The following is a 25,016-nucleotide window of genomic DNA, read 5'->3' as shown; positions in this document are numbered from 1 at the left end:
AAGTGCGCTTACCGAGCCAGGTTTCACGACGCGTGGCAGATCGTAAACAGGTCTTAAAGACGGTGCCAGCCCAATAGATACAGCACCGAAAACAGCCCCGCGCTGACTAGCAGCGCCAGGGCCAGCGTGCTGAACAGCTCGTGCAGGCTCTGCCGCTGACGACGGTTGAGCAGCCAGCGGGCCAACATCAGCAGCACGCCGCACAGCACGAAGAACTTGAAGAGACGACCGAGCATGGCGGGCCAGAGAAGGAAAGTCGCCCGATTATCCGGCGCGCCGCCGCGGCTGGCAAGACGCTGTCGCCGGCGGCTCAAGACATGCTAAAGTCCTGACTGTAGCCTACAGGAGGCTCCGCGACGAGAATGGCCGGCACAGACCGGCCGCCGGTGGAGCGACAGCATGAGCATGGCCAACGCCGCGCATGCCGAAAATAGCAAAAGAGGCACTCAAGTCATCATGTCCGACTCCCACGACTCCGTCGGCATCGTTACGGCTCAAACCGCCGTGTTCGATACCCCCTTGCCGCTCAATAGCGGCGCCATACTGCAAGGCTACCAGCTGCGCTTCGAGACCTATGGCGAACTCAATGCCGCCAAGAGCAACGCCATCCTGATCTGCCACGCCCTGTCCGGCCACCATCATGTAGCCGGCCGCTACCAGGCGGACGACAAGGCCGCCGGCTGGTGGGACAATATGGTTGGTCCCGGCAAGCCCATCGACACCCGCCGCTTCTTCGTGGTCGGCGTCAACAATCTGGGAGGGTGTCATGGCAGCACCGGCCCCTCCAGCATCAATCCCGCCACCGGCCAGCCCTGGGGCTCCGCCTTTCCCGTCGTCACCGTGTCCGACTGGGTCTACAGCCAGTCGCGCTTGGCGGACCGATTGGGCATAGAACGCTGGGCGGCGGTGATAGGCGGCAGCCTGGGCGGCATGCAGGCCTTGCAATGGAGCATCGACTACCCGGAGCGCATTGCCCACGCGCTGGTAATCGCATCCGCCCCCAAGCTGTCGGCTCAGAACATCGCCTTCAACGACGTGGCGCGCCAAGCCATCATCACCGACCCCGAATTCCACGGCGGCGACTTCTACGCCCATAATGCGCTGCCGCGGCGCGGCCTGCGGCTGGCGCGCATGCTCGGTCACATCACCTATCTATCCGACGACGGCATGGGCGCGAAATTCGGCCGCATGTTGCGTTCCGGAGACTATCGCTTCGGCTACGACGTGGAGTTCGAGATCGAATCCTATCTGCGTTATCAGGGCGACAAATTCTCCGACGCCTTCGACGCCAATACCTACCTGCTGATGACCAAGGCGCTGGATTACTTCGACCCGGCCAAGAGCTTTGGCGGAGATCTGGTCGCTGCGCTGAAAAAGGCCAGCGCCCAATTCCTGGTAGCCAGCTTCACTAGCGACTGGCGCTTTTCGCCGGAGCGATCGCGCGAAACCGTCAAGGCGCTGGTGGCCGCCAACCGGCCGGTGTCTTATGCCGAAATCGAGTCCGTACACGGCCACGACGCCTTTTTGATGACCGACGAACCCTATGTCCAATTGATGCGCGCCTACCTCGACCGCGTGGCGCGGGAGGTGCAAGCATGAACGCCCCGCAAACCACGGCGCCGCTGCGCGCCGACCTGCGCCTGATCGCCGACTGGATCACGCCCGGCAGCAGGGTTCTGGATCTAGGCTGCGGCGACGGCGCGCTGCTGTCCTGGCTGGGCCGCAACAAACAAGTGGTGGGTTACGGCGTGGACCTGGATGTGAGCAATGTCGTCAAATGCGTTGCCTCCGGCGTCAACGCGCTGCAAGGCAACCTGGAAACCGGATTGGCCGAATTCGACAGCGACGCCTTCGATCACGTAGTGCTGTCGCAAACCATACAGGCGATGCGCGAAACCGAGCAGATTCTCAACGAAATGCTGCGAGTAGGCCGCGAAGCCATCGTCACTTTTCCCAACTTTGGCTTCTGGGAAAACCGCTGGCAAATCTTGCAGGGTCACATGCCGGTTTCCGACACCATCCCCTACCAGTGGTACGATACGCCCAACATTCACTGGTGCATGCTCGGCGACTTTGAAGCGCTGTGCGCCAAGAATCGGCTGCGCGTGGTGGAACGCGTGGTGATGAATGGGGTCAAACGAGTGACTTTCATGCCCAACTTGCGCGGCAGCCTGGCGTTCTACCGGGTGGCGCGCCAATAACAACAAGCGGCGGGCCGGTCCCGCCGCGCGATCCGTAGAAACTGGCCTGCCCATGAGCAACACAACCATCGACTGGCGGCGCGACGTCTTCTCGCGCACGATGCTGATCTGCGTCTTCACCGGCTTCGCATCCGGTCTTCCGCTGTACACCCTGATCAACCTGCTGCCCGCCTGGCTGCGCAGCGAAGGCGTCGACCTCAAGGCCATCGGCTTGTTCGCGCTGATCGGCTTGCCCTATACCTGGAAATTCCTGTGGTCCCCGTTGATGGACCGCTACGTACCGCCGCTGCTGGGCCGCCGCCGCGGCTGGATGCTGCTGACCCAACTGGCGCTCATCGTCACCATGGCAGGCTTCGGCCTGTTCAATCCGGCCCAGCACATCTGGAGCATCGCCGCGCTGGCGGTGGGCGTGGCCTTCTTCTCCGCCAGCCAGGACATCGTGCTGGACGCCTATCGCCGCGAAATTCTCAGCGACAACGAACTGGGGCTCGGCAACACCGTGCACATCAACGCCTACCGGCTGGCCGGCCTGGTGCCCGGCTCGCTGTCCTTGATCCTGGCGGATTACATCCCCTGGGACCGCGTCTTCTTGATCACCGCCTTGTTCATGATTCCGGGCGTACTGATGACGCTAAAAGTCAGCGAGCCCAAACTGGCGGGCCAAGCGCCCAAAACGCTGCGAGAAGCCGTGGTGGAGCCCTTCCATGAGTTCATCACCCGCCAGGGCTGGCAAGGCGCCGCCTGGATTCTGGGCTTCATCTTCCTGTACAAGCTAGGGGACAGCATGGCCACCTCGCTGGCCACGCCGTTCTACTTGGACATGGGTTACGCCAAGTCCCAGATCGGGCTGGTGGCCAAGCACGCCGCGCTATGGCCGGCGGTGATAGGCGGCCTGCTCGGCGGCCTGTGGATGATCAAACTGGGCATCAACCGGGCGCTGTGGGCCTTCGGCGTGGTTCAGGTACTGTCCATTCTGGGCTTCGCCTGGCTGGCCAGCTATGGACGTTTCGCCTCCATCGGCGCGCATGAACTGAGCATGCTGGCCGTGGTCATCGGCTTCGAAGCGCTGGGCGTCGGTCTCGGCACCGCCGCCTTCGTCGCCTTCATCGCCAAGAGCACCCACCCGGCCTACACCGCCACCCAGTTCGCCTTGTTCACCAGCCTGGCCGCGGTGCCCCGCACCCTGGCCAACGCCTCTACCGGCTATATCATCGACGCCATAGGCTGGACCCATTTTTTCCTGTTGTGCACCGCGCTGGCGCTGCCCGGCATGGTGTTGTTGCTGAAAGTCGCCCCATGGAGGGAAAAGGAGGGAGCATGAAGGCATGGAAATCAGCGTTGCTAGGCGCAACGCTGCTGAGCGCAGCCTGCGCCGCCGCCGCGTCGGCCTCCGCCGACACGGCCATGCAAACCGTCAAATACCGCTGCAACGGCAGCAAAATGGTAGTGGTGGAGTATCCAATCCAGAACAGCGACGCCGCTATCCGCCTGAGCTGGAATAACCACCGCTATCGGCTAACTCCAACCAAGGTTGCTCAAGGTGAGCGTTATATAAGCCAACAACTGATCTGGTCGCTGCTGGACGAACAAGCGCGCCTGACCACCCGCGGCGGCCGCGTACTGGCTCAAAGCTGCCGCAAGATCCAGCTGTAAGCGACGGCCGACGACGCTTAATCACCCCAGGCCCCGCATGACTGCGGGCCGGACTCATCCGGCCCGCATTGCGATAGATTGCCATCCTGATCCAGGCTCAACTGCAAACGGCCGGCCAACCGGTGCCCCGCCCTGGGCTTGGCCAACAAACGGAAACTGGCTTGTCCGGCGCTGTCCGCCGCAAGACTGGCGCTGCCCAGCCTGATTTCAAACTCGCTCGTGCCCGGCCGCGGCAACGGCGGCCACGACCCGGACTGTGAACGGTTTTCCAAATGCCAACGCTGGACGAAATGGAGATTCTCCAACAAGGCCGCGCGCGCCTCTGCCAACTGCCCGCGCAATATCTGCTGCTGATAAGCCGGCCAGGCCATCGCGGCCAGGATGGCCGTCACCGCCATCGCCGCCAGCAACTCCAGCAAGGTCATCCCGACTTGCGTTCTCATTCCTCCTCCAATTGCCGCCAGTTCAAGCGCCCGCCGCGGCCGGCCTGCTCGCCCGCTCCGGCCCAGAACCAACTTTGCACAGTCAGCGCGCTACGCTCGCTTTCGCCCCAAACCCTCACGCTGATCCGGAACAGACGACCATCGACGCCAACGAACCGAAACGCCGGGTTGAGCAGCTCCAACACATAGCGCGGCGGGCTCCAACGCTGTCCAACTCGCACCCGCGCCGGCAAGCACGATGTCGGCGGACGGCCCGGCGTCGGCTCAAGCGGACGACTGGGTCCGCAAGGATGCAATAGCGGCCACCGCGCGCCGTTGATCTGCACGCTGCGCCGCCATAAATCTGGCTCGGTCGAACACAAACCGTAACCGACGCCGTCAACGGTGGACAGACAGTCCGGCATGAACCAACCCAAGCCACGGGCGTCGCCGTGCCAGGGAATGCCGCTTTCGCCCGCCAAGCCATCCTCAAAGCGGAGATTCAAGTCCAAAACTCGCCGCTCCGCCGCCCGCAAGGCCTGCAGCGCCGCCAGCCGCAGCGCCCGCTGTTCCGCCAGATTGCGCGTGGCGCGCTGTTCCACCGCCACTGAACGGGCGGTTCCCATGGCCAGCGCCGTCAACAGGCTGAGCAGCGGCAGGATCAGCCACAACACGGCGCCGTGCGGCCGGGAGCCTCTCATCCGCTCGGCTCCAATGCGCACGGCAGGGCCGGCGTCAACGCCACCACGGTGGTCCATCCCTGCCGGCGGCCGTCCGACTGAATCTCAAGCGACAGCTCCACCCGCGACAAACGCATCCAATCCTCAACGCTCAGTTGCTCCGCTTGTTCCCGCCAGGTCAGCTCCAGCGGCCGGCAAGCGCGGCGAACGCCAAAGCGCTGCCGCAACGCCGCCACGCCCGTTGCCAGCAATTGCGGCGGCTCCGCCGCCAGGCCGGGCCGGCTTTCCTCCAACCATAAGGCATCGCCTTCGCCCTCTCTACGCAGGACGTAACGCTGCGAAGCGATGGCCAATACCTCCAAGGAGGCGCTATCCGCGCCGCGCAACGGCCCCGCCGCAGCGTCCCCCTGCCAGGCCAGCACATGCGCGCCGGACTCCCGCCGCCATTGCAAGCCCGGTTCACCCTGCGTCAACAGCCTCAGACTAGAGCAACTGGCCAACGCCGCTTCTTCCCAATCCGCCTCGCTGTGCCAACGCAACATGGTCTGCGTCGCCTCCTCCGTCACCGATACCGTCGCAGCGCTAACGCCGTAGCGAAAGCGCATGCCTTCCGGCGCCTCGAACCCGCGCCCCGGCGATTCCGCAGCTTGCGCGCACGCGAAGCGTCCATGCCTGCGCCAGCTCTCCGCCAGTTGCGCCAGCGCAAACTGCCCGTCCTGGTGTCGCCGCAAACGGCTCTCGAGCGCTCGCAGGCTACCCTGCATCGTCAACGCGCCTTGCAAGGCCAGCGCCAACACCAGCAGGCCCAGGCTCATCGCCACCATCATCTCCACCAGGGAAAAACCCTGGTCACGCACACCGGCGGCCACGGCTAAGGCGCTTCCAATGCCAGCACGTAACGACGAGCAAAACGACCAGGGCCATCTCCGCCCGCTCTCTCGTCCCAAGTCAACCGCACATAGACGACATCGCCCTGCTGCTCGCACAGCTCCGTCATCGCATTCAACGCGCCGCGGCACTGCCGCGCCTCAATGGCGTTTCCCCCCAAACCTTCCAGCCGCTGCCGCAAGCGCGACCAATCCGCCTGCTGTTGCGCAGCCGCCTGCGCCGCTTCCGTCTCCGGCCACAACAGCGCCGCTTCGCCCAGCTCCAGCGCTGCCGCGATCACCTCCGCTCGCAACATGGCGTCGCGGCCATGCAGCAGGGCACGTAGCTGCACAGAGGACAGCGCCAACATTGAAACCATGACAACGAACAAGGCCAGCATGGTTTCCAGCAAAGCGCCGCCGCGCAAGGCGGACTCAGGCCGGGCAAGCATGATCCGCCTTGCCGACTTCCGCACGGCCATAGCCGCTGACCGTCAGAATCAAACACAGACCCGCGCGCGGACTTTCCAGCACCAGGCGAGCCCCCTTCCCGCGCGCCAGCCGTCCGTCCGGCATGAATTGCAACTGGTCCCGCTCCGCGCGCATTCGCACCTTGCCCACGGCGAACACCAGCAGATGCAAGCGCTCCTGACTGTCGTAACCCGCTTGGACGCCGCCCTCCTTATCCGCGTAAACCAGAGCGCCACGGTCCCACACCTGCCTCTGCTTGGCACAGCCTTGCAATTGCAGGTTCCGCTTCAGGTTGGCCGCGCACACGTATACCGGACGGTTGCTACGCAGCGCCTCGCTGCGGGCAAAGTGCAAGAGATTGGCCATAGCTTGGGCGTGGCTGCGCAATTGCTGGGCCAACAACAAACGGCTCAGTCCCGGCGCGGCGATCGCCAAGCACAGCAAGATGATCGCCAGAACCGTCATGGCCTCAATCAGGGTGAAACCGATCTGAGTTCGCATGTCAGACCCCGTCTCATTGGGAGTCTGGACAATATATTGAGCAAAGCGAGGCTAACGGAACCGATCTTGTTCCCGAAAACGCCAGACCAACCAGGCATTTAGGCCAGGGCCAACAAAACGACATGGGCATGAAAAAAGCCAGCCTACCCGGCTGGCTTTCAGATTACGATGCAAATCCCGCTCAGTGCGCGCTTTCCCAACTTTCCCCCGCGCCCACCTCCGCCAACAGCGGCACCTTGAGCTTGGCCACGCCGGCCATGATCTCAGGCAAACGCCGCTTAACCCGCTCCAACTCGGCTTCCGGCACTTCCAGCACCAGTTCGTCGTGCACCTGCATGATCAGTTTGCTGCCCATGGCGTCGTCCTGAAGCCAGTTCTGCACCGCTATCATCGCCAGTTTGATCAGATCCGCCGCCGTACCCTGCATCGGCGCGTTGATCGCCGCGCGTTCCGCGCCGGCGCGTCGCGCCGGGTTCGACAACTTGATCTCAGGCAGGTACAGGCGGCGACCGAACACGGTTTCCACATAGCCTTGCTCGCGCGCGGTTTCGCGCGTGGTCTGCATATACTCCGCCACGCCCGGATAGCGCATGAAGTAACGGTCAATGTATTGCTGGGCGGCGCTGCGCTCTATGTCCAGCTGCGCAGCCAGGCCGAAGGCGCTCATGCCGTAGATCAGGCCGAAGTTAATCGCCTTGGCGGCGCGCCGCTGATCAGGGCTGACTTGGGACAATTCCACGCCGAACACCTCGGCGGCGGTGGCGCGGTGGATGTCCTCGCCGCTGGCGAAGGCCTGCAGCATGCCGGCGTCGTCGGACAAATGAGCCATGATGCGCAGCTCAATCTGTGAATAATCGGCGCTGACGATCACGTGCCCCGGCGGCGCGATGAAGGCCTCCCGCACTCGACGCCCTTCCGGTGTTCGCACTGGAATGTTCTGCAGATTGGGGTCCGAGCTGGCCAAGCGCCCGGTGATCGCCACCGCTTGCGCGTAATTGGTATGCACTCGGCCGGTGGCAGCATTGATCAGCAGCGGCAATTTGTCGGTGTAAGTGGACTTGAGCTTGGCCAGGCCGCGGTATTCCAGGATGCACTTGGGCAACGGGTGATCCAGCGCCAAGGCCTCCAACACCGACTCATCGGTGGAATAACCGCCGGATGGAGTCTTCTTCACTCCCTTGGTGGGAATGGCCAGCTTGCCGAATAGGATTTCCTGCAACTGCTTGGGCGAGTTCAGATTAAACGGCTGGCCGGCCAATTCATAAGCCTGGTTCTCCAGCCGCAGCATTGCCGTGCCCAATTGATGGCTTTGCGCCGCCAGCCGGTCGCGGTCTATCAACACACCATGGCGCTCCATCGCAAACAACACCTCGGCCACCGGCAGCTCGATGTCGCGGTAGACCTCGCGCAAGCGTCCTGTCAGCAAGCCGGAGAAGTATTGATTCAAGCGCAGCGTGATGTCGGCGTCCTCGGCCGCGTAGTTGGACGCAGTGTCCACGTCCACCTCGCCGAAACCGATCTGCTTGGCGCCTTTGCCGCAAATCTCCTCGTAACTGACCGTGGATTCGCCCAGGTGACGGCGCGCCAGATCGTCCATATTGTGGCGCTCATGGCTTTCCACCACATAGGAGGCCAGCAGGGAATCGTCGATCACGCCCGCCAGGCGAATGCCGTGATTGGCGAATACATGACGATCGTACTTCAGGTTCTGGCCGCATTTTTTCCTGTCGGCGTCCTCCAGCCAAGGTTTGAGCTTGGACAGGCTTTGCTCCAGATCCAATTGCTCAGGCGCTCCGGCATAGTGATGACCCAACGGCAAATAGGCGGCCTCGCCGGAACGCACCGAGAAACTGAGGCCGATAATACGCGCCTGCATCTGGTCCAGGCTGGTGGTCTCGGTATCCAGCGACACCACCTCCGCTGCCGCCAGCTTGGCCAGCCAGGCGTCCAGCTGCACCGCGTCCAGAATGGTTTCATAGCGCCGCTCCGCCACCGCCTCCGGCAAGGCCGGGCTGTCCTGCGCCGCCTCAATGGCAAACAGATCGTCGCCCTGCGCGCCTGCCGCGGTTTGCGCCACCGCCGGCATGTCCTCGCCCTCGGTCACTTCGCGGTAGAAGGTGCGGAAGCCCAGGCCTTGGTACAACTCGGCCAGCCGCGGCTTATCCTTGACGCCATGTTGCAGGCTGTCCAGGCCGTAAGGCATATCCGCGTTCAGGTCGACATCGCACTTGATGGTGATCAGCTCGCGGCCCTTGGGCAGCCAGTCCAGCGCCGCGCGCAGGTTCTCGCCCACCTTGCCGCCCACCTCCGCCGCCTGGGCGATGATGGCGTCCAGGTTGCCGTATTGCTCCAGCCACTTGACCGCGGTCTTGGGGCCGCACTTGTCGACGCCCGGCACATTGTCCACCTTGTCGCCGATCAGGGTCAGATAGTCGACGATCAATTCCGGCGGCACGCCGAACTTGTCCTTGACCCCGTCCCGGTCGAAGGTTTCATTGGTCATGGTGTTGACGATGGAAACCAGGCCATCCACCAATTGCGCCATGTCCTTGTCGCCAGTGGAAATGATTACCCTCATGCCGGCTGCCGCGCCGGTTCTCGCCAGCGTGCCGATCACGTCGTCGGCTTCCACCCCCGGCACCACCAACATCGGCCAGCCCGAGGCTTGCACCACCTCATGGACCGCCGTAATCTGGGAGGCGAGTTCCTCCGGCATCGACGGGCGATTGGCCTTGTATTCGGGGTAAAGGTCGTCGCGAAACGTCTTGCCTTTGGCGTCGAAAACGCAGGCGCTATAATCGAACTGCACTTCCTTCTCCAGCCGCCTGAGCATGTTCACCATGCCGTAGACAGCCCCCACCGGGCGGCCATCCGGAGAGCGCAAATCGGGCATCGCGTGAAAGGCGCGGTACAAATAAGAAGAGCCGTCGATCAATAACAGTGTTTTCATAAAAAGAGGCAGAATATGAGCTTGTCCGATAAATTACCGCAAACCAGCGATCGTCACGCGATGATGCAGCGTTTCCGTTCCCGCGAAGCCTGGCATGTGATGAAGATCATGTCGGAGTTTGTCGATTCGGCGGAAGCCTTGCAAGGCATCATGCCGGCGGTGAGCATTTTTGGCAGCGCGCGCACGCCGCGCGACCACAAATATTACAAATTGACCGAAGAAGTCGCGCGCCTGCTGTCGGACTCCGGCTTCTCCGTCGTTTCCGGAGGCGGCCCCGGCATCATGGAAGCCGCCAATAAGGGGGCATTCTACGGCAGAAGCCCGTCGGTGGCGCTGAATATCGTGCTGCCACATGAACAGAAACCCAATGAATACCAAGACCTGAGCATCAAGTTCAACCACTTCTTCAGCCGCAAGGTCATGTTCGTCAAACACGCCATCGCCTACGTGGTGATGCCGGGCGGCTTCGGCACACTGGACGAAATGTTCGAGGCGCTGACGCTGATCCAGACCGGCAAGAGCCGCAAGATCCCCATTATTCTGTGCTGCAGGGAGTTCTGGGAAGGCCTGCTGGACTGGGTCAAGGACCGCTTAATCAGCGAAGGCATGATCAACCCCGACGACATGAATCTGATCCAACTGATCGACGATCCGCGGCAAATCGTCGAAACTATCTTCAAACATTACGAAACCCGCGGTTTTGAAGCGCTGCCAGAAGAGCGCGAACAACTGCTGCATCTTTAAAACCGATGACAATCAAGGACCACGCCATGCGCCGCCTGCTCGCCGCCCTCGCCCTGCTGCCATTGACAGCCGCCTGGGCCGATACGCCCCCTCCCGCCAAGACCCCAGTGCCGCCGCCGCCGGCGATCAGCGAACAAAACGCCGCCACCGCGGAACCTGAGGTGCGCATCATTCAGAAGGGTGAAGACAAGATCGAGGAATACCGGCTCAACGGCCATTTGTACATGGTCAAGGTGACACCGTCGCACGGCGTGCCCTACTACCTGATGGACGATAACGGCTCCGGCTCCATGAAACAGATCGATCCCGCCAACCGCATCATCATCCCGCGCTGGGTGCTGATCCGGTTCTGAGAGGGCAACCATGTCTGTTTACACCACGGTCAGCCATGACCAGATGCAGGAATGGCTCAAGCGTTACACCTTGGGCCAGCTGCTGGACTTGCAGGGCATCGCCTCCGGCATCACCAATACCAACTACTTCGTCACCACCACGCATGGTCGCTACGTGCTGACGCTGTTCGAAGCGCTGAAACTGCAGGAACTGCCCTATTACCTGACGCTGATGAGCCACTTGGCGCGCCACGGCGTAGCCTGCCCGGCGCCGGTAGCCGACAATACAGACCAGTTCGCCTCGATGCTGGCCGGCAAACCGGCCTGCCTGGTCAGTTGCCTGGACGGCGCCGACGTCGCGCAGCCCACCCCGGCGCAATGTCGCGCCGTCGGCGAGATGCTGGCGCAAATGCATATCGCCGGCGCCACCTTCCCCGGCAAGATGGCAAACCCCCGCGGCCCGCGTTGGTGGAGCGAAACCGCGCGCCAGGTCCACCCCCACATGGACGAAGACTCCGCCGCCTTGCTGCGCGAGGAGGTGCAGTTCCAGGACAGCCACCGCTTCGATCACCTGCCTTCGGGTGTGATTCACGCCGACTTGTTCCGCGACAATGTACTGTTGAACGGCGATCGCATCGCCGGTTTCATCGACTTCTACTACGCCTGCAACGACATACTGCTGTACGACTTGGCCATCGCGGTCAATGACTGGGCACGAAACGATGAGCACAACATAGACGACGAACGCGCCGCCGCCTTGCTCTCCGGCTATCAGTCGGAACGCAAGCTTACCTCGGAAGAGAAAAAGGCCTGGCCGCTGATGCTGCGCGCCGCCGCGCTGCGCTTCTGGGTTTCACGGCTGCAGGATATGTATTTTCCGATGAGCGGGGAAATGACTTACACCAAAGATCCTGGTGTTTTTCAAGCCGTATTGAAACGACACCGTCTACAGCAACACCACTGGCTATGAGGCTACGTTACGCGACTCGCTAGCGCTCAAGATGGGCACCGGTCACCCGCCGCCGGTACCCCATCCTGAACACAAAGCCCAGCACCAGCATGACCATCATGCAGGCCGCCAGGCTCAGCGGGCTGCCCCAGACCAGCGGCGCGATCAAACCGGCCACCACGCTGGACATCATGGTCTGGAAGAAGCCCTGCAAGGACGAGGCGGTGCCGCGCAAAGACGGAAACTGGTCCATCAGGTTCAGGGTGATGGACGGCGCGGCGATCGACATGCCGGTGGTGTACAGGGCCAGCGGCAACACCGCCCACGGCATCGCGGCTTCCGGCGCAAGCAGGTTGTACAGCAAGTTCCAGCCGGCGGCGATGAACATCACCACATAGCCGCGAGACACAATATCCTTCTGCGATACCCGCCCCGCCATCTTGCCGGACAGGTAGGCGCCGAACATGATGCCGGACACCGCCGGGCCGAACATCCACAGGAACTGCCCTGGCCCCAGGTGCAGATGCTGCATCAGAAAGACCGGCGCCGACGGGATGTACAAGAAGAAACCGGCGAAATTGAAAGACACCGCCGCGGTCAGCAATTGGAATTCTCGCTTGCGTCCCACCTGCCAGTAATTAGCCAACAGGTATTTGATCTTCAAGGGCTGGCGCGCGGACTCATGATGGGTTTCCGGCAAGGCGAACCAGCTCATCAGGAAGAGCGCCAGGCCAATCAACGCCATGAACACGAAGATGGAGTGCCAGCCAAAGGCGCCGAACAGCCAGCCGCCCACCACCGGCGCGATGGCAGGCGACAGCGAAAACAACATGGTAACCTGCGACATCAGCCGCTGGGCATCGGCGCCGTCCAGCTTGTCGCGGATGATGGCGCGCCCCACCACTAGGCCAGCGCCGCCGCAGAAGCCTTGCAGCGCCCGGAACAACAGCAGTTGGCCCAGGCTGTCGGCCAAGGCGCAGCCTATCGACGCCAGGCTGAACAACAAGGTGGTGACCAACACCACCGGGCGGCGTCCCACCGCGTCCGAGATCGAGCCGTGCCACAGCATCATCACTGCGTAAGACAGCAGATATACCGTCAACGCCTGCTGCATCTGCAACGGAGAGACCGCCAGGCTTTGCCCGATCGCGCTCATCGCCGGCAGGAAGGTGTCGATCGAAAACGGCCCCAGCGTGGACAGGGCCGCCAGCAGGATTGCCAGCCCGAAGTGGCTGCGTGTGGAGGGATGCATGGCGGATAAATAACAATGAGAGTCAATGCATGTTAACGGTTAGGCCAGCACTTGCCAAACCGGACTGATGTAAATAAAACGTCATAGCCTCATATCGCGCTTTTCAAGCGCGCGCCGCTGGCGCCGGCTCCGATTTCGTGCCACGATCAATCCACTCCACGCCAGCCATAACAAGGAGAGACCAGCATGATTCGCCTGTACCACAACCCGCGCTGTTCCAAGTCCAGGGAGGCGCTGAGCCTGCTGGAAAACGCCGGCGCGGAAGTCGAAGTCGTAGAGTACTTGAAGCACCCGCCCAGCTACGAAGAACTGGAGCGCCTGCTGACGCTGCTTAACATGGAGCCGCGCGACCTGATTCGCCAGAAGGAGGAGGAATACACCGAACTCTATCTGGACGACATCACGCTGGAACCCCGGCATCTGATTACCGCCATGATAGACAATCCCAAGCTGATCGAACGCCCTATCGCCGTCTGCGGCGAACGCGCCGTGGTGGGACGGCCGCCGGAACGGGTGCTGCAGCTTCTGGACTAAGAGTCCTGTGCACGATCTCGCGAGCTAGAGCGAGACAAGGCGAAAACCGCTGCGAAAGCGGGATGTACATACGGTACATGAGCATTTCGAAGGTGTGTCCACCTTAACGCGCAGCAGATCGTGAACAGCTTCCTAAGCCTAGCGGGCTCCGCCCTCCAGCGCCCAAGGCAATCGCTCTTGGGCGTTTTTGCATTCAGCGTCCCGCCAACCTGCACTCGTCCCATCCCCCTCAAAATTATCACTTGCGGAATAGTAACTCACGTTATTAAAATAACGACTATGAATCCAACCAAGTCATTTCAAACGCTAGAGCAGGCCGTCAACCGGATCGAAGCGCGTTTTCCCGGCGTGCCGCGCCAGGAAGTCATTCTGGCGCGCTTGCTGTACCACATCCTGCCGCGGCTGTCCGCCCACCTGTGCGACAAGCTGAAGCATCACGGCCTCAACGAGACGGTGTGGATGGCGCTGCTGGCGCTATACGCCTGTCCACAACAAGCGCTCTATCCGTCTGAAATCAGCGACACGCTGGATTCATCGCGCACCAACGCCACGCGCATTGCCGACGAACTGGTCAAAAACGGTTGGGCGGCTCGTTCGCCCAGCGCGGAAGACCGGCGCAAGATCCTGCTTGAGTTGACGCCGGGCGGCGTTCAACTCGTGGAATCCCTGCTGCCCATTTCCCGCGAATGCCACCGCGAGTTGTGGTCGGATTTCGACGCCGCGGAAAAACAGGAGTTCGAACGCTTATTGCGCAAGCTGCTCTGCAGCCTGGGCGGTTGAAGCTGGGCAACCGGCTTTTTTTCGTCCTTATAATAACCTGCGTGACTATCACATCATCAATCACTTTACCAATTGCTAATACAGCAAGTGAACACGGGAGTCCCACAAGGTGAAAAAGACTCAATGGCAGCACGGCGTCAGCGCCCTGCTGCTCAGCGCCCTGTTGGGCGGCTGCGCGAGCTTCGGCCCTGACAACGTCCCCGCATCTGAGCTCAAAGCCGAACAATTACGGCTGACCGATGGCCAGGGCGAACAGATCGCCAATGATTGGTGGACGCAACTGAACGACGCCGCGCTGAGCCAGCTGGTGGCCAAGGCCCTGCAGGACGCGCCCTCGCTGAAACTGGCCGAGGCCCGGCTGCGCCAAGCTCGCGCCGCAGTCGGCATCGTCGAAGGCAATAGCGGCCCCAAACTCGATTTCAGCGCCAATATGACGCAGCTGCATTACGAGTTCCCGGCGCCGATCTCGCGCGACTACGTCAACGCCTACACCGCGATGCTGATGGGTAGCTGGGAGTTCGACTTCTGGGGCAAGCACCGCGGCCAGATCGACGAAGCCGTCGGCCAGCAGCAAGCCATCGCCTTCGAAGGCGCGCAAACCCGGCTGACGCTGACTCAAGCCGTCATCGCCCAATACACCCAGTTGCAACGGCTGCAGGCGCAAAGCGCGGTGCTGACCAAGCGCATCCAACTGGCGGAAAGCCGCCAGACGCTAACCCAGGCCCGCATCAACGCCGGCCTGCTGCCGGGCGACAACCAGCGCGGCAACGAAGTCTCGCTGCATCGCCTGCGCCAGCAGCAAAGCGCGCTGACTCAGGACAGCGACCGCGCCCGTCACGCGCTGGCGGCGCTGACCGGCCAAGGCCCGGAAGCCTTGCGTGACTTGCAGCCCGGCAAGACGCTGACGGTGCCGGCCATGGACGCCGACAGACTGAACGCCGACCTGCTGGGCAAGCGCCCAGACATCGCCGCCCAACGCGCGCGGGTGGAAGCCACCGCCGGCGCGGTCAAAGCCGCGCGCGCCGAGTTCTATCCCAATATCAAGCTAACCGCCTTCGCCGGCCAGACCTCGCTGGAATTCAACAAGTTGATGAACGGCGACTCCACCTTCTGGGGCTTCATGCCGGCGATCAGCCTGCCCCTCTTCCACTCTGGCGCGATCCAGGCCAATTTGGGCAAACAGCGGGCTGGCTACGACATCGCCGTGCACAGCTACAACCAGACCGTGCTGGACGCGCTCCGCGACGCCGCCGACTCCGTCAGCGGCTGGCAGCAAAGCGGCAAGCAACTGGAACAGGCCCGCCAAGCGCAAGACAGCAGCCGTCGCGCCGCCGACTCCGCCGCCGCCCGCTTCAAGGCCGGCATCATCAACAAGCTGAACCTGCTGGACGCCCAAGACAGCGCGCTGGCGCAACAATCTGCGCGCATCGACGCCGAAGCCGGCCGCAAACTGGCCTGGGCTTCCCTGAACACCGCATTGGGCGGCGGCTTCAACGCTGCGCCCGCCACCCACTGAGAACGCATCCATGGACAAGAAAACCAAAACCGCGCAAGGCCGCAAACGCAATCTGATCATCGCCACCACCCTGTTCGCCGCCATCGCCATCGGCTATGGGGCGTACTGGGCGCTGGTGCTCAGCCACCAGGAAAGCACCGACGACGCTTATGTCAGCGGCCATCTGGTGCAAGTCACCCCGGAAGTGGGCGGCACCGTCGCCAAAGTCCTGGTGGACGACACCCAGCACGTCAAGGCCGGCCAATTGCTGGTCAGCCTGGACAAGAACGACGCACAGCTCAACTTCGACCGCGCCCGCAATGAATTCGCTCAAGTCGTGCGCCAGACTCGGCAGTTGATGAGCAACACCCAGCAACTGGCCGCTCAAGTCACGCTGCGCGAAACCGAACTAGCCCGCGCCGACGCCGATCTGAAGCGTCGCAAACAGCTGGCCGGCACCGACGCGCTGTCGGCGGAAGAGTTGAGCCACGCCAACGACGCCGTCGCCGGCGCCAAGGCCGCGCTGGACGCCGCGCGCGAACAGCAAAAAGCCAGCGCCGCGCTGCTGGGCAAGGACGCGCTGGCGCAGCAGCCCGCGGTCAAGGCCGCCGCCAGCCGGCTGAAGGAAGCCTGGCTCGCGCTGCAGCGCACCGAGATCAAGGCGCCGCTGGACGGCGCCGTCGCCCGCCGCAATGTGCAGGTTGGCCAGCGCCTGGCCGCCGGCACTCCGCTGATGTCGGTGATCCCGCTGCAAAACCTGTGGGTGGACGCCAACTTTAAGGAAGGCCAACTGGCCAAGATCCGTATCGGCCAGCCGGTGGAACTGAAATCCGACCTCTACGGCGGCAAGATCGTGTACCACGGCAAGGTGGTGGGCCTGTCCGCCGGCACCGGCAGCGCTTTCTCGCTGCTGCCGGCACAGAACGCCACCGGCAACTGGATCAAGGTGGTGCAACGCGTGCCGGTGCGCATCCAGCTGGACCCGAAAGACCTGCAATCGCACCCGCTGCGCGTCGGCTTGTCGATGGATGTGGTGGTGGACACCTCCAGCACCGACGGCAAGGCCGTGGCCGAAGCCCAGCCCTTCGTCGCCCACCAGGACGTCTCCGGCCAGTTGCCGGACCTGAAACAGGCCGATGAACTGGTGCGGACGCTGCTGGCGGCCAACGCGGGTGAAGGCAAGGCCGAATAAGGGGGCCGGACCATGAATCATCCACCATTGACCGGCTCCAAGCTGGTCTGGATCACGCTGGCGCTGTCGATGTCGGTGTTCATGCAAGTGCTGGACACCACCATCGCCAACGTGGCGCTGCCCACCATCTCGGGCAACCTGGGCGCGGCCACCAGCCAGGGCACCTGGGTGATCACCTCATTCGGGGTGGCCAACGCCATCGCGGTGCCGCTGACCGGCTGGCTGGCCAAACGCCTGGGCGAGGTGAAGTTGTTCACCGCCTCCACCCTGCTGTTCGTGCTCACCTCCTGGCTGTGCGGCATGTCCAGCAGCCTGGAAATGCTGATTTTCTTCCGCGTGCTGCAAGGCGCGGTGGCCGGCCCGATGATTCCGCTGTCGCAGAGCCTGCTGTTGTCCTGCTATCCGCCGGAGAAGAAAGGCATGGCGCTGGCGCTATGGGCGATGACGGTGATCGTCGCGCCGGTGTTCGGCCCGATTCTGGGCGGGGTGATCAGCGACAACTGGCACTGGGGCTGGATCTTCTTCATCAACGTGCCGGTGGGACTGGCGGCGGCCTTCATTTCCTGGCGCATCCTCAAGCCGCGCGAAACCGAAACCGTCGATCTGCCGATCGACCGCATCGGCCTCGCCTTGCTGGTGATAGGCGTAGGCGCGCTGCAAATGGTACTGGACCGCGGCAAGGAGCTGGATTGGTTCAACTCCACCGAGGTGATCACCCTTGCGGTGATCGCGGTACTGGCGCTGGTTTATCTGGTGATCTGGGAGCTTGGAGAGAAGCATCCCATCGTCGACCTGAGCCTGTTCAAACAGCGCAACTTCACCGTCGGCACCATCGCCATCAGCCTGGGCTTCATGCTCTACTTCGGCACCGTGGTGCTGCTGCCCTTGATGCTGCAGACCCAGATGGGCTACACCGCCACCTGGGCCGGCCTGGCCGCGGCGCCCATCGGGCTGATCCCGGTGGTGCTGTCTCCCATCATCGGCAAGTACGCGCAGCGGCTGGACATGCGCTGGGTAGTGACGGTGAGCTTCAGCGTGTACGCCGTCTGCTTCTTCTGGCGCAGCACCTTCAACCCCCAGATGGACTTCGCCTACGTGGTGTGGCCACAGGTAGTGCAAGGCATTGGCGTGGCCTGCTTCTTCATGCCGCTGACCACGATCACGCTATCCGGCCTGCACCCGAGCCAGATCGCCAGCGCGTCCAGCCTGTCCAACTTCCTGCGGATTCTGGCCGGCAGCATCGGCACCTCGATCACCACCACGATGTGGGACCGTCGCGAGGCGATGCACCACGCGCGCCTGACCGAGCATGTCAGCCTCTACGATCAGGCCTCCAACGCCTGGTTCCGGCTGCTGGACATGGCCGGCCTGTCCTCCGGGCAGCAGGCGGCGCTGACCTCGCTGCAGATCACCAAGCAGGGTTACATCATGGCGGCCAACGAGATTTTCTGGCTGTCCGGCGTGCTGTTCGTACTGCTGATCGGCCTGGTGTGGTTCGCCAAGCCGCCGTTCACCGCCTCCGGCAGCGACAGCGGCGCGCATTGAAAATAGCCTGAGCGGGCCGGGCGGCGACGACATCGCCGCCCGGTTTTTCTATTCTCCCCGAAACACCGCCGCGCGCTTGTCCAGGAAAGCCCGCATGCCCTCCTTCTGATCCCGCGACGCGAACAAGAGCTGGTAGGCCTTGCGCTCCAGCATCAGCGCCGTCGCCAACGGCGCGTCGGCGCCGGCCAGCACCACTTCCTTGATCTGCGCCACCGCCAGCGGCGGCAGCATGGCGATCTGCGTCGCCAGTTCTAGCGCGCGCGTTTCCAGCGCCTCATCCGCAGCCACCTCGCTGACCAGCCCCATCGCCAGCGCCTCCGCCGCGCCGATGCGCTCGCCGCTCAGCAGCAGTTTCATCGCGCGGAATTTGCCCACCGCCCGCAGCAGGCGCTGGGTGCCGCCGGCCCCCGGCATCACGCCCACTTTGACTTCCGGCTGGCCAAACTGCGCGGACTCGGCGGCGACGATGATGTCGGCATGCATCGCCAGCTCGCAGCCGCCGCCCAAGGCGTAGCCCGCCACCACGGCGATCACCGGCTTGGGACAGTCCGCAATCGCCTGCCACAGCATGTGCACCTGGCACTGCATCAACTCGATGCTGTCGCAGTCCACTAGCTCGGCCAGATCCGCGCCGGCAGCGAAGGCGCGGCGGTCGCCGCACAGCAAAATCACTCTTACATCGACCGAGGCGCTCAGCGTCTGGAAATGCCGCGCCAGCTCCCGTCGCAACGCCATGTTCAAGGCATTGAGCGCCTGCGGGCGGTTCAAGCGCAGCCGCGCCACGCCGGCGGCCGGATAATCCAGCACAACCAGTTCATCCATCACGCAAGCTCCTTCACCCGCTCCAGCACCAAGGCCACCCCCTGACCCACACCGACGCACATCACGCACAGAGCCAACCGGTCGCCGCTGGCTTCCAGCTGGCGCAAGGCGGTCAAGACCAGCCGGGCGCCAGAAGCGCCCAGCGGATGGCCCAGCGCAATCGCGCCACCATTGGGGTTCACCCGGGCGTCGTCGTCCGCCAAGCCCAACTGACGCAACACCGCCAGCGATTGCGAAGCAAAAGCCTCGTTCAACTCAACCACGTCCAGATCCGCCACGCTCAGGCCCAGCCGCCGCAACAGCTTTTCCGCCGCCGGCGCCGGCCCCAAGCCCATGATGCGCGGCTCCAGCCCTACCGAACACATACCAAGAATCCGCGCCCGTGGTCGCAGGCCGTGACGCTTGAGCCCGGCGCCGCTGGCCAGTAGCAAAGCCGCCGCGCCGTCGTTGACGCCGGAGGCGTTGCCGGCGGTAACCGATCCATCCGCCACCACGCTCTTGAGCCGAGCCAGCTCCGCCAACGTGGTAGCCGGCCGTGGGTGTTCGTCCTGAACTACCCGCAGCGACTCGCCCTTGCGCTGCGGCAACTCCAACGCCAGGATTTCCACGTCGAAAAAGCCGCGCTCGCGCGCCGCGGCGTAACGCTGCTGGCTGCGCAGCGCGAAGGCGTCCTGATCGGCGCGGGAGACATGGAATTGCCGCGCGACGTTTTCCGCGGTTTCCGGCATCGAATCGATGCCGAACTGACGCTGGAAGGCCGGATTGACGAAGCGCCAGCCTATGGTGCTGTCTTCTATCCGCGCATTGCGCGCAAACGAGCTGTCGGCCTTGCCCATGACGAAGGGCGCGCGCGACATACTCTCCACGCCGCCGGCCAAAATCAGGTCGGCTTCACCGGCGGCGATCGCGCGCGCGGCGAGGCCCACCGCGTCCAGACCAGACGCGCACAGGCGGTTGACGGTGATTCCCGGCGTGGATTGCGGCAGGCCCGCCAGCAGCGCCGCCATCCGCGCCACGTTGCGGTTGTCCTCGCCGGCCTGGTTGGCGCAGCCCAGAATCACCTCGTCCAGGCAGGACCAGTCCAGCTGCGGCTGACGCCGCATCAGCGCGGCGAGTGGCAACGCCGCCAAATCGTCGGCCCTCACGCCGGAAAGCGCGCCGCCGTAACGGCCAAACGGGGTGCGGATGCCATCGCAAATATAGGCATGGGGCATGGAAAACCTCCTGGATCAACGGTGTTGGAATTGCGGCGACCGCTTGTCGAGAAAGGCTTGCATGCCCTCCTTCCTGTCGGCCAGAGAGAAGCTGGCATGAAAGGCGCGTCGCTCGAACAGCAGACCTTCGGCCAAGCTGGATTCGAAGGCTCGGTTCAGCGACTCCTTGATCAGCATCAGCGCCGGCATCGAGTAGCCGGCCATCCGTGCAGCCAGCGCCCGCGCCGTCGCCAACACCTCGGCGTCCGCAACCACCCGCGACACCAGGCCGGCCCTCTCGGCTTCGTCGGCGCTGTAAAGCTGACCGCTCAAGCACCACTCCATCGCCTTGGCCTTGCCGATGGCGCGCGGCAGGCGCTGAGTGCCGCCCATTCCAGGCAGCGTGCCCAGTTTGACTTCCGGCTGGCCGAAGCGGGCGGACTCGCCGGCGATGATCACATCGCACATCATCGCCAGCTCGCAGCCGCCGCCTATCGCCAGGCCGCGCACCGCCGCGATCAGCGGCTTGCGCACGCTGCGCGCGCGCTCCCAATGCCGGCTCACGTAGTCGTCGAGAAAGACTTGCTGATAATCCCACTCGGCCATGCGGCCGATGTCGGCGCCAGCGGCGAAAGCCTGCTCGGTGCCGGACAGCAGAATGACGCTGATGTCGGGGTCGCTGTCCGCCGCGTCCAGCGCGGCCTCCAGCTCCCGCATCAACTCGGGGCTCAGCGCATTGTGCTGCGCCGGCCGGTGAATCTCCAGGTGGCAGATCCGCTCAGCGCGGCGCTCCCTCAAATGCTCGCTCATGGTCAGTTCCTTCTCCACATCCATACACGCCGTGAAGAAACAACTGGCTGACTATCCGTGCCATGCCCGCCCTATCAATCGCGCCGTCGGCGCGGAACCAGGTAAAGGTCCAATTCATCATGCCGAACAAGGTCATCGTCACCGGCTTGACCTGCTCCGTCGACAGCTCCGGCCGCAAGCGGGCGATCAGTTCGGCGAAGGCCGCCACCACGCCGGCCTGCTTGGCCTTCACCTGCCGCCGGTCCGCTTCGCCCAGGAATTTGACGTCCTGCACCAACACCATGTGGTAGTGGCGCGAGGACGCGTACTCCTCCATGAAGCGCTCGATCAGCAGCCGCAGATGCGCCTCCGCCGGCAGGCCTTGCCGCGCCGCCTCGTCGACGATGCCGACCAGCCGGTCCACATAGGTGTCGGCGATGTCGAACAGCAGATGCGATTTATCACGATAGTAGTGGTACAGCAGCGGCTTGGACATGCCGCACAACTCAGCCAGTTGGGCTATCGAAGCACTGGGAAAACTCTGCTCGGCAAACAGACGGGCCGCGTTTTCCAGTATGTTTTGTTGCTGCGCCTCGTAATTGGGAGATTTAGTTCTGGCCATATCCGCATATCGGTTGAATGAAAAGACCAGACGCGGCACCAGCGAACCTCCCCGATGACTACGAGCCGCCAGGCAAACCCCGATGAAACTGGGTTTTGCCAGCGGTTCTAGACAAGCAACCGTCAACGCTCATCAAAACTGAGCACCACTTGCTGGGTCCGTGGACGCGCCTGACAGGCGAGCACGAAGCCTTGTTCCACCTCGGCCGGTTCCAGGGCGAAATTCTTGTCCATGGCAACCCGGCCGGACAGCACCTTGGCCCGGCAGGTGCAGCATACCCCACCTTGGCAAGAGTAAGGTAGGTCGACTCCGGCCGCCGTGGCCGCTTCCAGGATGCGCTCGCCCGCGCCCAGTTCCAGCAGCCGCTGCTGACCATCGATGATGATGGTGACGCTGGCCGCCGGACTGTCCTCGATCGCTGCTGCCGATTTGGCCTCGCCGCGCTCCGGCACGCCGAAGCGTTCGTAATGAATGCGCCCGGCGGCCAGTCCCGCGCGCTCAAGGCAGGCGCGGGACTGATCTATCATATCGTTGGGTCCGCAAACGAAGGCTTCGTCCACCGCGCTGTCCGGCAGCAACGCTGCCAGCGCCCTTTGCAGCCGTTCGCCATCGAGACGGCCGTGGAACAACTCCGGTTGCTGCGCTTCGCGGCTGAGGAAGTGATACACCGCCAGGCGCGCCGGATAGCGCGACTTCAGTGCCGCCAGTTCGTCTGCGAACAAGATCCCGCCGCGCTTCCGATTGCCGTACAGCAAGGTGAAACGGCTGTGCGGCTCTCGCCGCAAGGTGGTTTTCAAGGTGGACAGCAAGGGGGTGATGCCGCTGCCGGCGACGATGCCCAGATAGTGCTTGCGCTGCTCCACCGCCAGTGGCGTGAAGAAACGCCCCTCCGGCGGCATCGCCTCCACTTCGCGCCCAGGCTGCCAATGCTGATGGACGTGGCTGGAGAACACGCCGCCGTCCACTCGCTTCACCGCCACCCGCAAGATGTCCTCATCCACACCGCAGCACAGCGAATAAGTGCGCCGCTGCTCCACGCCGTCAATCTGTTCGCGGAACACAAGATGCTGGCCCTGGGTGAAGCGGAAGCTCTCCCTAAGCTCCGCCGGCGGCTCCAGCATCAAGGAAATGGCATCGTCGGTTTCCTGGCGGCGTTCGACGATGCGCAGGCGATGAAAAGCTAGTCTCATTCCAGTCTCCTTACTCCGGTCCTCTCCGCGGACTCAGATCGGCTTGAAATACTCAAATGGCTCCAGGCACGCCTCGCAGCGATAGAGCGCCTTACAAGCGGTGGAGCCGAATTGGCTCAGCCGCCGGCTGCGACCGGAGCCGCATTGCGGGCAGGCTGGCGCCGTCGATTGGAAGCGCAACGGCTGCCAGTTGTCCTCGGCCGCGCTCGCGCACGCCGGAGGCGCAATGCCGTAGCGGCGCAGCTTGTCGCGGCCGTCGGCGCTGATCCAGTCGCTGCTCCAGGCCGGGCTCAACTGGGTGCGCAGCACCACCCGCGCCTCGCCCGCCCGACTCAGCGCCTGCCGCACCGAGGCGGCGATGGCCTCGGTGGCCGGACAGCCGGAATATGTGGGAGTCAGCGTGACCTCCAGGTCCTCTCCCACCCGCGCCACCTTGCGCACGATGCCCAGATCGCACAGCGACACCACAGGTACCTCGGGATCCGGCACCTGATCCAGTACCCGCCAGGCTTGCGCCACGCTCAGCCGCGCGGCGCGCATCACCAGCACCCTCCGGGATAGGCGCGCTGCAGGAACTGCATCTCCGCCAGCACATGGCCCAAGGACTCGCTGTGTTCGCCGCGCTTGCCGCCGGAGCGATAGCCGGTGTCCGCCGGGAGCCGCAGCGTGGCTTCCGCCAGCACCGGCAGCACTAGCGCCTCCCATTCCTTCCGCAGAAGAGCCGCCTGCGGCGCAATGCCGCCCTGGCGCCGCTCCAGCGCGTCGTTGTCGAACATCTCGGCCAGATACGGCCACCAATGCGCCAGCGCCCGCTGCATGCGCCGCCGCGATTCATCGGTGCCGTCGCCCAGCCGCACCACCCATTCCGCCGCGTAGCGCAGGTGGTAGCGGCTTTCCGCCAGCGCCTTGCCGGCGATCGCCGCCAGCCGCGGCTCCGCGCCGTCGCGCAGCGCCCGCCACAAGGCCACCTGGTAGGCGCTGAACAGGGCGATGCGCAGCACGGTCTGGCCGAAGTCGCCGTTGGGCAACTCCAGCAAGGTCAGATTGCGGAACTCCGGCGCGTCGCGCAGATAGGCCAGCGCGTCCTCGTCCCGGCCCCGTCCTTCCCATTCGCCGGCCAGGCTCAGCAGCAAGCGCGTCTGGCCTATCAGGTCCAGCGCGATATTGCTCAACGCGATGTCGTCCTCCAGCTCCGGCGCGTGGCCGCACCATTCACCCAGACGCTGACCCAGCAACAAGGTGTTGTCGCCCAGCCGCAGCGCGTATTCGATCAGGTCCGCCGTCACCGGCGGCTGCGTTTGCACAACTCTCTGCACAGACATCGCGCACTCCTCACATATGGTTCACGGCTTCCGGCAACTGGAAGAAGGTGGGCAGGCGATAAGTCTTTCCGGCCATGGGTTCGAACAGCATTTCCCGTTCGTCCGGCTCGCTACAGCTCAGCGCCGCGCTGGGCAGCGCCCAGACCGCGCCGGGCGGGAACTCGCCAAAGGCACGCTCCGCCCGCTGCAAGGCCTGCGATGCCGACGCGGCCAGCAGGCTGGCGACGTGCAGGTGGTCCAGGCCCGGCTTGAGCTGCAGAAATACTTCGTATTGTTGCGACTCCGTGGCCGACTCCCCCGCGGAGGGCGGCTCGCCGTTTTCGTCGAGGCTGTCGCTGGGCGCCACCCACAGACTGACGCCCTCTTGGCGACGGAAATAGATATCGCGGGCCAGCAGCAGCGCATGGCGCGCATCGGCTGCATGCAGGCTGCTGGAGTGCTTGTATTGCAAAGCGTTGCGGCCGAGGACGAAGACCTCGAAACGCGGCCAGGCGTTGGTGGACTCGGACAT

At 63.8% G+C, this 25,016-nt stretch carries 28 protein-coding genes; 12 read left to right on the top strand and 16 right to left on the bottom strand.

Going from position 1 to position 25,016, the window contains the following annotated elements; genetic code table 11:
* Positions 1-53: 53 nt before the first annotated feature.
* A complete protein-coding gene (locus MOV80_RS14040; protein WP_019100466.1) occupies positions 54-236 on the bottom strand; it encodes a hypothetical protein in 183 nt (60 codons plus the stop codon).
* 220 nt (positions 237-456) lie between these two features.
* Between MOV80_RS14040 and MOV80_RS14035 the strand changes: the two genes are divergently transcribed.
* Genes MOV80_RS14035 through MOV80_RS14020 form a run of 4 tightly spaced genes read left to right on the top strand, consistent with a single transcriptional unit; the run spans position 457 to position 3,854 of the window.
* Positions 457-1,599: a homoserine O-acetyltransferase gene (locus tag MOV80_RS14035; RefSeq protein ID WP_107733030.1), complete on the top strand. Its 1,143-nt coding sequence runs from the start codon at positions 457-459 to the stop codon at positions 1,597-1,599.
* Positions 1,596-2,201 (top strand): methionine biosynthesis protein MetW, encoded by a 606-nt coding sequence (gene metW / locus MOV80_RS14030; RefSeq protein ID WP_019104002.1) that lies wholly within the window; start codon positions 1,596-1,598, stop codon positions 2,199-2,201. The genes MOV80_RS14035 and metW overlap by 4 nt, the downstream gene beginning before the upstream one ends.
* Positions 2,202-2,253: 52 nt before the next feature.
* Complete coding sequence (locus MOV80_RS14025; protein WP_249605226.1) at positions 2,254-3,522, top strand: AmpG family muropeptide MFS transporter; 1,269 nt, start codon at positions 2,254-2,256, stop codon at positions 3,520-3,522.
* A complete protein-coding gene (locus MOV80_RS14020; RefSeq protein WP_249605225.1) occupies positions 3,519-3,854 on the top strand; it encodes an MliC family protein in 336 nt (111 codons plus the stop codon). The genes MOV80_RS14025 and MOV80_RS14020 overlap by 4 nt, the downstream gene beginning before the upstream one ends.
* Positions 3,855-3,871: 17 nt before the next feature.
* Here MOV80_RS14020 and MOV80_RS14015 read toward each other — a convergent pair whose 3' ends face one another.
* The 6 genes from MOV80_RS14015 to polA form a co-directional block, all read right to left on the bottom strand.
* Positions 3,872-4,297, bottom strand: coding sequence for a type IV pilin protein (locus MOV80_RS14015; RefSeq protein ID WP_081575867.1), 426 nt, complete (start codon positions 4,295-4,297; stop codon positions 3,872-3,874).
* On the bottom strand, positions 4,294-4,977 hold the full coding sequence (locus MOV80_RS14010; protein WP_081575868.1) for a hypothetical protein: 684 nt from the start codon (positions 4,975-4,977) through the stop codon (positions 4,294-4,296). Before MOV80_RS14010 ends, MOV80_RS14015 begins: the two co-directional genes overlap by 4 nt.
* Positions 4,974-5,825 (bottom strand): prepilin-type N-terminal cleavage/methylation domain-containing protein, encoded by an 852-nt coding sequence (locus MOV80_RS14005; RefSeq protein WP_081575869.1) that lies wholly within the window; start codon positions 5,823-5,825, stop codon positions 4,974-4,976. Before MOV80_RS14005 ends, MOV80_RS14010 begins: the two co-directional genes overlap by 4 nt.
* 2 nt (positions 5,826-5,827) lie before the next feature.
* Complete coding sequence (locus tag MOV80_RS14000; protein ID WP_043589750.1) at positions 5,828-6,274, bottom strand: hypothetical protein; 447 nt, start codon at positions 6,272-6,274, stop codon at positions 5,828-5,830.
* Positions 6,258-6,794: a GspH/FimT family pseudopilin gene (locus MOV80_RS13995; RefSeq protein ID WP_161524613.1), complete on the bottom strand. Its 537-nt coding sequence runs from the start codon at positions 6,792-6,794 to the stop codon at positions 6,258-6,260. Before MOV80_RS13995 ends, MOV80_RS14000 begins: the two co-directional genes overlap by 17 nt.
* 181 nt (positions 6,795-6,975) lie before the next feature.
* Entirely contained in the window at positions 6,976-9,744 is a 2,769-nt protein-coding gene (polA, locus tag MOV80_RS13990; RefSeq protein WP_249605224.1) for a DNA polymerase I, read from the bottom strand.
* Positions 9,745-9,759: 15 nt separating this feature from the next.
* On the opposite strand from polA, the gene MOV80_RS13985 reads away from it, so the two are divergent.
* From MOV80_RS13985 to thrB, 3 genes are read left to right on the top strand one after another with little or no spacing between them, the layout of a single operon-like run.
* Positions 9,760-10,488: a TIGR00730 family Rossman fold protein gene (locus MOV80_RS13985; protein WP_019101898.1), complete on the top strand. Its 729-nt coding sequence runs from the start codon at positions 9,760-9,762 to the stop codon at positions 10,486-10,488.
* 26 nt (positions 10,489-10,514) lie between these two features.
* A complete protein-coding gene (locus MOV80_RS13980; protein WP_039755176.1) occupies positions 10,515-10,841 on the top strand; it encodes a DUF2782 domain-containing protein in 327 nt (108 codons plus the stop codon).
* Positions 10,842-10,851: 10 nt separating this feature from the next.
* Positions 10,852-11,790: a homoserine kinase gene (gene thrB / locus MOV80_RS13975; RefSeq protein WP_107731479.1), complete on the top strand. Its 939-nt coding sequence runs from the start codon at positions 10,852-10,854 to the stop codon at positions 11,788-11,790.
* A gap of 19 nt (positions 11,791-11,809) precedes the next feature.
* Here the strand turns inward: thrB and MOV80_RS13970 are convergent, their stop codons facing one another.
* Positions 11,810-13,021, bottom strand: a complete 1,212-nt coding sequence (locus MOV80_RS13970; protein ID WP_107731478.1) for a multidrug effflux MFS transporter — start codon at positions 13,019-13,021, stop codon at positions 11,810-11,812.
* Between the two features lie 186 nt (positions 13,022-13,207).
* On the opposite strand from MOV80_RS13970, the gene arsC reads away from it, so the two are divergent.
* The 5 genes from arsC to MOV80_RS13945 all read left to right on the top strand — a co-directional run bounded on the left by arsC (position 13,208) and on the right by MOV80_RS13945 (position 18,567).
* Complete coding sequence (arsC, locus tag MOV80_RS13965) at positions 13,208-13,555, top strand: arsenate reductase (glutaredoxin) (RefSeq protein ID WP_043589741.1); 348 nt, start codon at positions 13,208-13,210, stop codon at positions 13,553-13,555.
* A 279-nt stretch (positions 13,556-13,834) separates the two neighbouring features.
* Positions 13,835-14,335 carry a MarR family transcriptional regulator gene (locus tag MOV80_RS13960; RefSeq protein ID WP_019101138.1) on the top strand — a complete coding sequence of 167 codons (501 nt, stop codon included), beginning with the start codon at positions 13,835-13,837 and terminating at the stop codon, positions 14,333-14,335.
* Between the two features lie 109 nt (positions 14,336-14,444).
* Positions 14,445-15,851 carry an efflux transporter outer membrane subunit gene (locus MOV80_RS13955; RefSeq protein WP_161524339.1) on the top strand — a complete coding sequence of 469 codons (1,407 nt, stop codon included), beginning with the start codon at positions 14,445-14,447 and terminating at the stop codon, positions 15,849-15,851.
* Positions 15,852-15,861: 10 nt separating this feature from the next.
* The gene (locus MOV80_RS13950; protein ID WP_019101136.1) at positions 15,862-17,022 is read left to right on the top strand and encodes an EmrA/EmrK family multidrug efflux transporter periplasmic adaptor subunit; all 1,161 of its coding nucleotides are present in this window, start codon (positions 15,862-15,864) and stop codon (positions 17,020-17,022) included.
* Between the two features lie 12 nt (positions 17,023-17,034).
* On the top strand, positions 17,035-18,567 hold the full coding sequence (locus MOV80_RS13945; protein WP_039754557.1) for a DHA2 family efflux MFS transporter permease subunit: 1,533 nt from the start codon (positions 17,035-17,037) through the stop codon (positions 18,565-18,567).
* A gap of 48 nt (positions 18,568-18,615) precedes the next feature.
* Here MOV80_RS13945 and MOV80_RS13940 read toward each other — a convergent pair whose 3' ends face one another.
* The 8 genes from MOV80_RS13940 to MOV80_RS13905 form a co-directional block, all read right to left on the bottom strand.
* Positions 18,616-19,389, bottom strand: a complete 774-nt coding sequence (locus MOV80_RS13940; protein ID WP_107731476.1) for an enoyl-CoA hydratase-related protein — start codon at positions 19,387-19,389, stop codon at positions 18,616-18,618.
* Complete coding sequence (pcaF, locus tag MOV80_RS13935) at positions 19,389-20,603, bottom strand: 3-oxoadipyl-CoA thiolase (protein WP_107731475.1); 1,215 nt, start codon at positions 20,601-20,603, stop codon at positions 19,389-19,391. The genes MOV80_RS13940 and pcaF overlap by 1 nt, the downstream gene beginning before the upstream one ends.
* Before the next feature lie 15 nt (positions 20,604-20,618).
* A complete protein-coding gene (locus tag MOV80_RS13930) occupies positions 20,619-21,392 on the bottom strand; it encodes an enoyl-CoA hydratase-related protein (RefSeq protein WP_019101132.1) in 774 nt (257 codons plus the stop codon).
* Positions 21,361-21,993: a TetR/AcrR family transcriptional regulator gene (locus MOV80_RS13925; RefSeq protein WP_081549181.1), complete on the bottom strand. Its 633-nt coding sequence runs from the start codon at positions 21,991-21,993 to the stop codon at positions 21,361-21,363. The genes MOV80_RS13930 and MOV80_RS13925 overlap by 32 nt, the downstream gene beginning before the upstream one ends.
* Before the next feature lie 122 nt (positions 21,994-22,115).
* Positions 22,116-23,183 (bottom strand): 1,2-phenylacetyl-CoA epoxidase subunit PaaE, encoded by a 1,068-nt coding sequence (gene paaE, locus MOV80_RS13920; protein WP_019101130.1) that lies wholly within the window; start codon positions 23,181-23,183, stop codon positions 22,116-22,118.
* 33 nt (positions 23,184-23,216) lie between these two features.
* On the bottom strand, positions 23,217-23,723 hold the full coding sequence (paaD, locus tag MOV80_RS13915) for a 1,2-phenylacetyl-CoA epoxidase subunit PaaD (protein ID WP_039754569.1): 507 nt from the start codon (positions 23,721-23,723) through the stop codon (positions 23,217-23,219).
* Positions 23,723-24,505: a 1,2-phenylacetyl-CoA epoxidase subunit PaaC gene (gene paaC, locus MOV80_RS13910; protein ID WP_081549183.1), complete on the bottom strand. Its 783-nt coding sequence runs from the start codon at positions 24,503-24,505 to the stop codon at positions 23,723-23,725. The genes paaD and paaC overlap by 1 nt, the downstream gene beginning before the upstream one ends.
* Before the next feature lie 10 nt (positions 24,506-24,515).
* A complete protein-coding gene (locus tag MOV80_RS13905; RefSeq protein ID WP_019101127.1) occupies positions 24,516-25,016 on the bottom strand; it encodes a 1,2-phenylacetyl-CoA epoxidase subunit B in 501 nt (166 codons plus the stop codon).

This window comes from Chromobacterium sp. IRSSSOUMB001 (assembly GCF_023507765.1).
Taxonomy (GTDB): Bacteria; Pseudomonadota; Gammaproteobacteria; order Burkholderiales; family Chromobacteriaceae; genus Chromobacterium; species Chromobacterium haemolyticum.
This window is presented reverse-complemented; position numbering and strand designations above follow the sequence as displayed.

Excerpts from the sequence above, each read along its gene's own strand:
- MOV80_RS14040 (WP_019100466.1), bottom strand. The coding sequence starts at position 236 with ATGCTCGGTCGTCTCTTCAAGTTCTTCGTGCTGTGCGGCGTGCTGCTG.
- MOV80_RS14035 (WP_107733030.1), top strand. The coding sequence starts at position 457 with ATGTCCGACTCCCACGACTCCGTCGGCATCGTTACGGCTCAAACCGCC.
- metW (WP_019104002.1), top strand. The coding sequence starts at position 1,596 with ATGAACGCCCCGCAAACCACGGCGCCGCTGCGCGCCGACCTGCGCCTG.
- MOV80_RS14025 (WP_249605226.1), top strand. The coding sequence starts at position 2,254 with ATGAGCAACACAACCATCGACTGGCGGCGCGACGTCTTCTCGCGCACG.
- MOV80_RS14020 (WP_249605225.1), top strand. The coding sequence starts at position 3,519 with ATGAAGGCATGGAAATCAGCGTTGCTAGGCGCAACGCTGCTGAGCGCA.
- MOV80_RS14015 (WP_081575867.1), bottom strand. The coding sequence starts at position 4,297 with ATGAGAACGCAAGTCGGGATGACCTTGCTGGAGTTGCTGGCGGCGATG.
- MOV80_RS14010 (WP_081575868.1), bottom strand. The coding sequence starts at position 4,977 with ATGAGAGGCTCCCGGCCGCACGGCGCCGTGTTGTGGCTGATCCTGCCG.
- MOV80_RS14000 (WP_043589750.1), bottom strand. The coding sequence starts at position 6,274 with ATGCTTGCCCGGCCTGAGTCCGCCTTGCGCGGCGGCGCTTTGCTGGAA.
- MOV80_RS13995 (WP_161524613.1), bottom strand. The coding sequence starts at position 6,794 with ATGCGAACTCAGATCGGTTTCACCCTGATTGAGGCCATGACGGTTCTG.
- polA (WP_249605224.1), bottom strand. The coding sequence starts at position 9,744 with ATGAAAACACTGTTATTGATCGACGGCTCTTCTTATTTGTACCGCGCC.
- MOV80_RS13985 (WP_019101898.1), top strand. The coding sequence starts at position 9,760 with ATGAGCTTGTCCGATAAATTACCGCAAACCAGCGATCGTCACGCGATG.
- MOV80_RS13980 (WP_039755176.1), top strand. The coding sequence starts at position 10,515 with ATGCGCCGCCTGCTCGCCGCCCTCGCCCTGCTGCCATTGACAGCCGCC.
- thrB (WP_107731479.1), top strand. The coding sequence starts at position 10,852 with ATGTCTGTTTACACCACGGTCAGCCATGACCAGATGCAGGAATGGCTC.
- MOV80_RS13970 (WP_107731478.1), bottom strand. The coding sequence starts at position 13,021 with ATGCATCCCTCCACACGCAGCCACTTCGGGCTGGCAATCCTGCTGGCG.
- arsC (WP_043589741.1), top strand. The coding sequence starts at position 13,208 with ATGATTCGCCTGTACCACAACCCGCGCTGTTCCAAGTCCAGGGAGGCG.
- MOV80_RS13960 (WP_019101138.1), top strand. The coding sequence starts at position 13,835 with ATGAATCCAACCAAGTCATTTCAAACGCTAGAGCAGGCCGTCAACCGG.
- MOV80_RS13950 (WP_019101136.1), top strand. The coding sequence starts at position 15,862 with ATGGACAAGAAAACCAAAACCGCGCAAGGCCGCAAACGCAATCTGATC.
- MOV80_RS13945 (WP_039754557.1), top strand. The coding sequence starts at position 17,035 with ATGAATCATCCACCATTGACCGGCTCCAAGCTGGTCTGGATCACGCTG.
- MOV80_RS13940 (WP_107731476.1), bottom strand. The coding sequence starts at position 19,389 with ATGGATGAACTGGTTGTGCTGGATTATCCGGCCGCCGGCGTGGCGCGG.
- pcaF (WP_107731475.1), bottom strand. The coding sequence starts at position 20,603 with ATGCCCCATGCCTATATTTGCGATGGCATCCGCACCCCGTTTGGCCGT.
- MOV80_RS13930 (WP_019101132.1), bottom strand. The coding sequence starts at position 21,392 with ATGAGCGAGCATTTGAGGGAGCGCCGCGCTGAGCGGATCTGCCACCTG.
- MOV80_RS13925 (WP_081549181.1), bottom strand. The coding sequence starts at position 21,993 with ATGGCCAGAACTAAATCTCCCAATTACGAGGCGCAGCAACAAAACATA.
- paaE (WP_019101130.1), bottom strand. The coding sequence starts at position 23,183 with ATGAGACTAGCTTTTCATCGCCTGCGCATCGTCGAACGCCGCCAGGAA.
- paaD (WP_039754569.1), bottom strand. The coding sequence starts at position 23,723 with ATGCGCGCCGCGCGGCTGAGCGTGGCGCAAGCCTGGCGGGTACTGGAT.
- paaC (WP_081549183.1), bottom strand. The coding sequence starts at position 24,505 with ATGTCTGTGCAGAGAGTTGTGCAAACGCAGCCGCCGGTGACGGCGGAC.
- MOV80_RS13905 (WP_019101127.1), bottom strand. The coding sequence starts at position 25,016 with ATGTCCGAGTCCACCAACGCCTGGCCGCGTTTCGAGGTCTTCGTCCTC.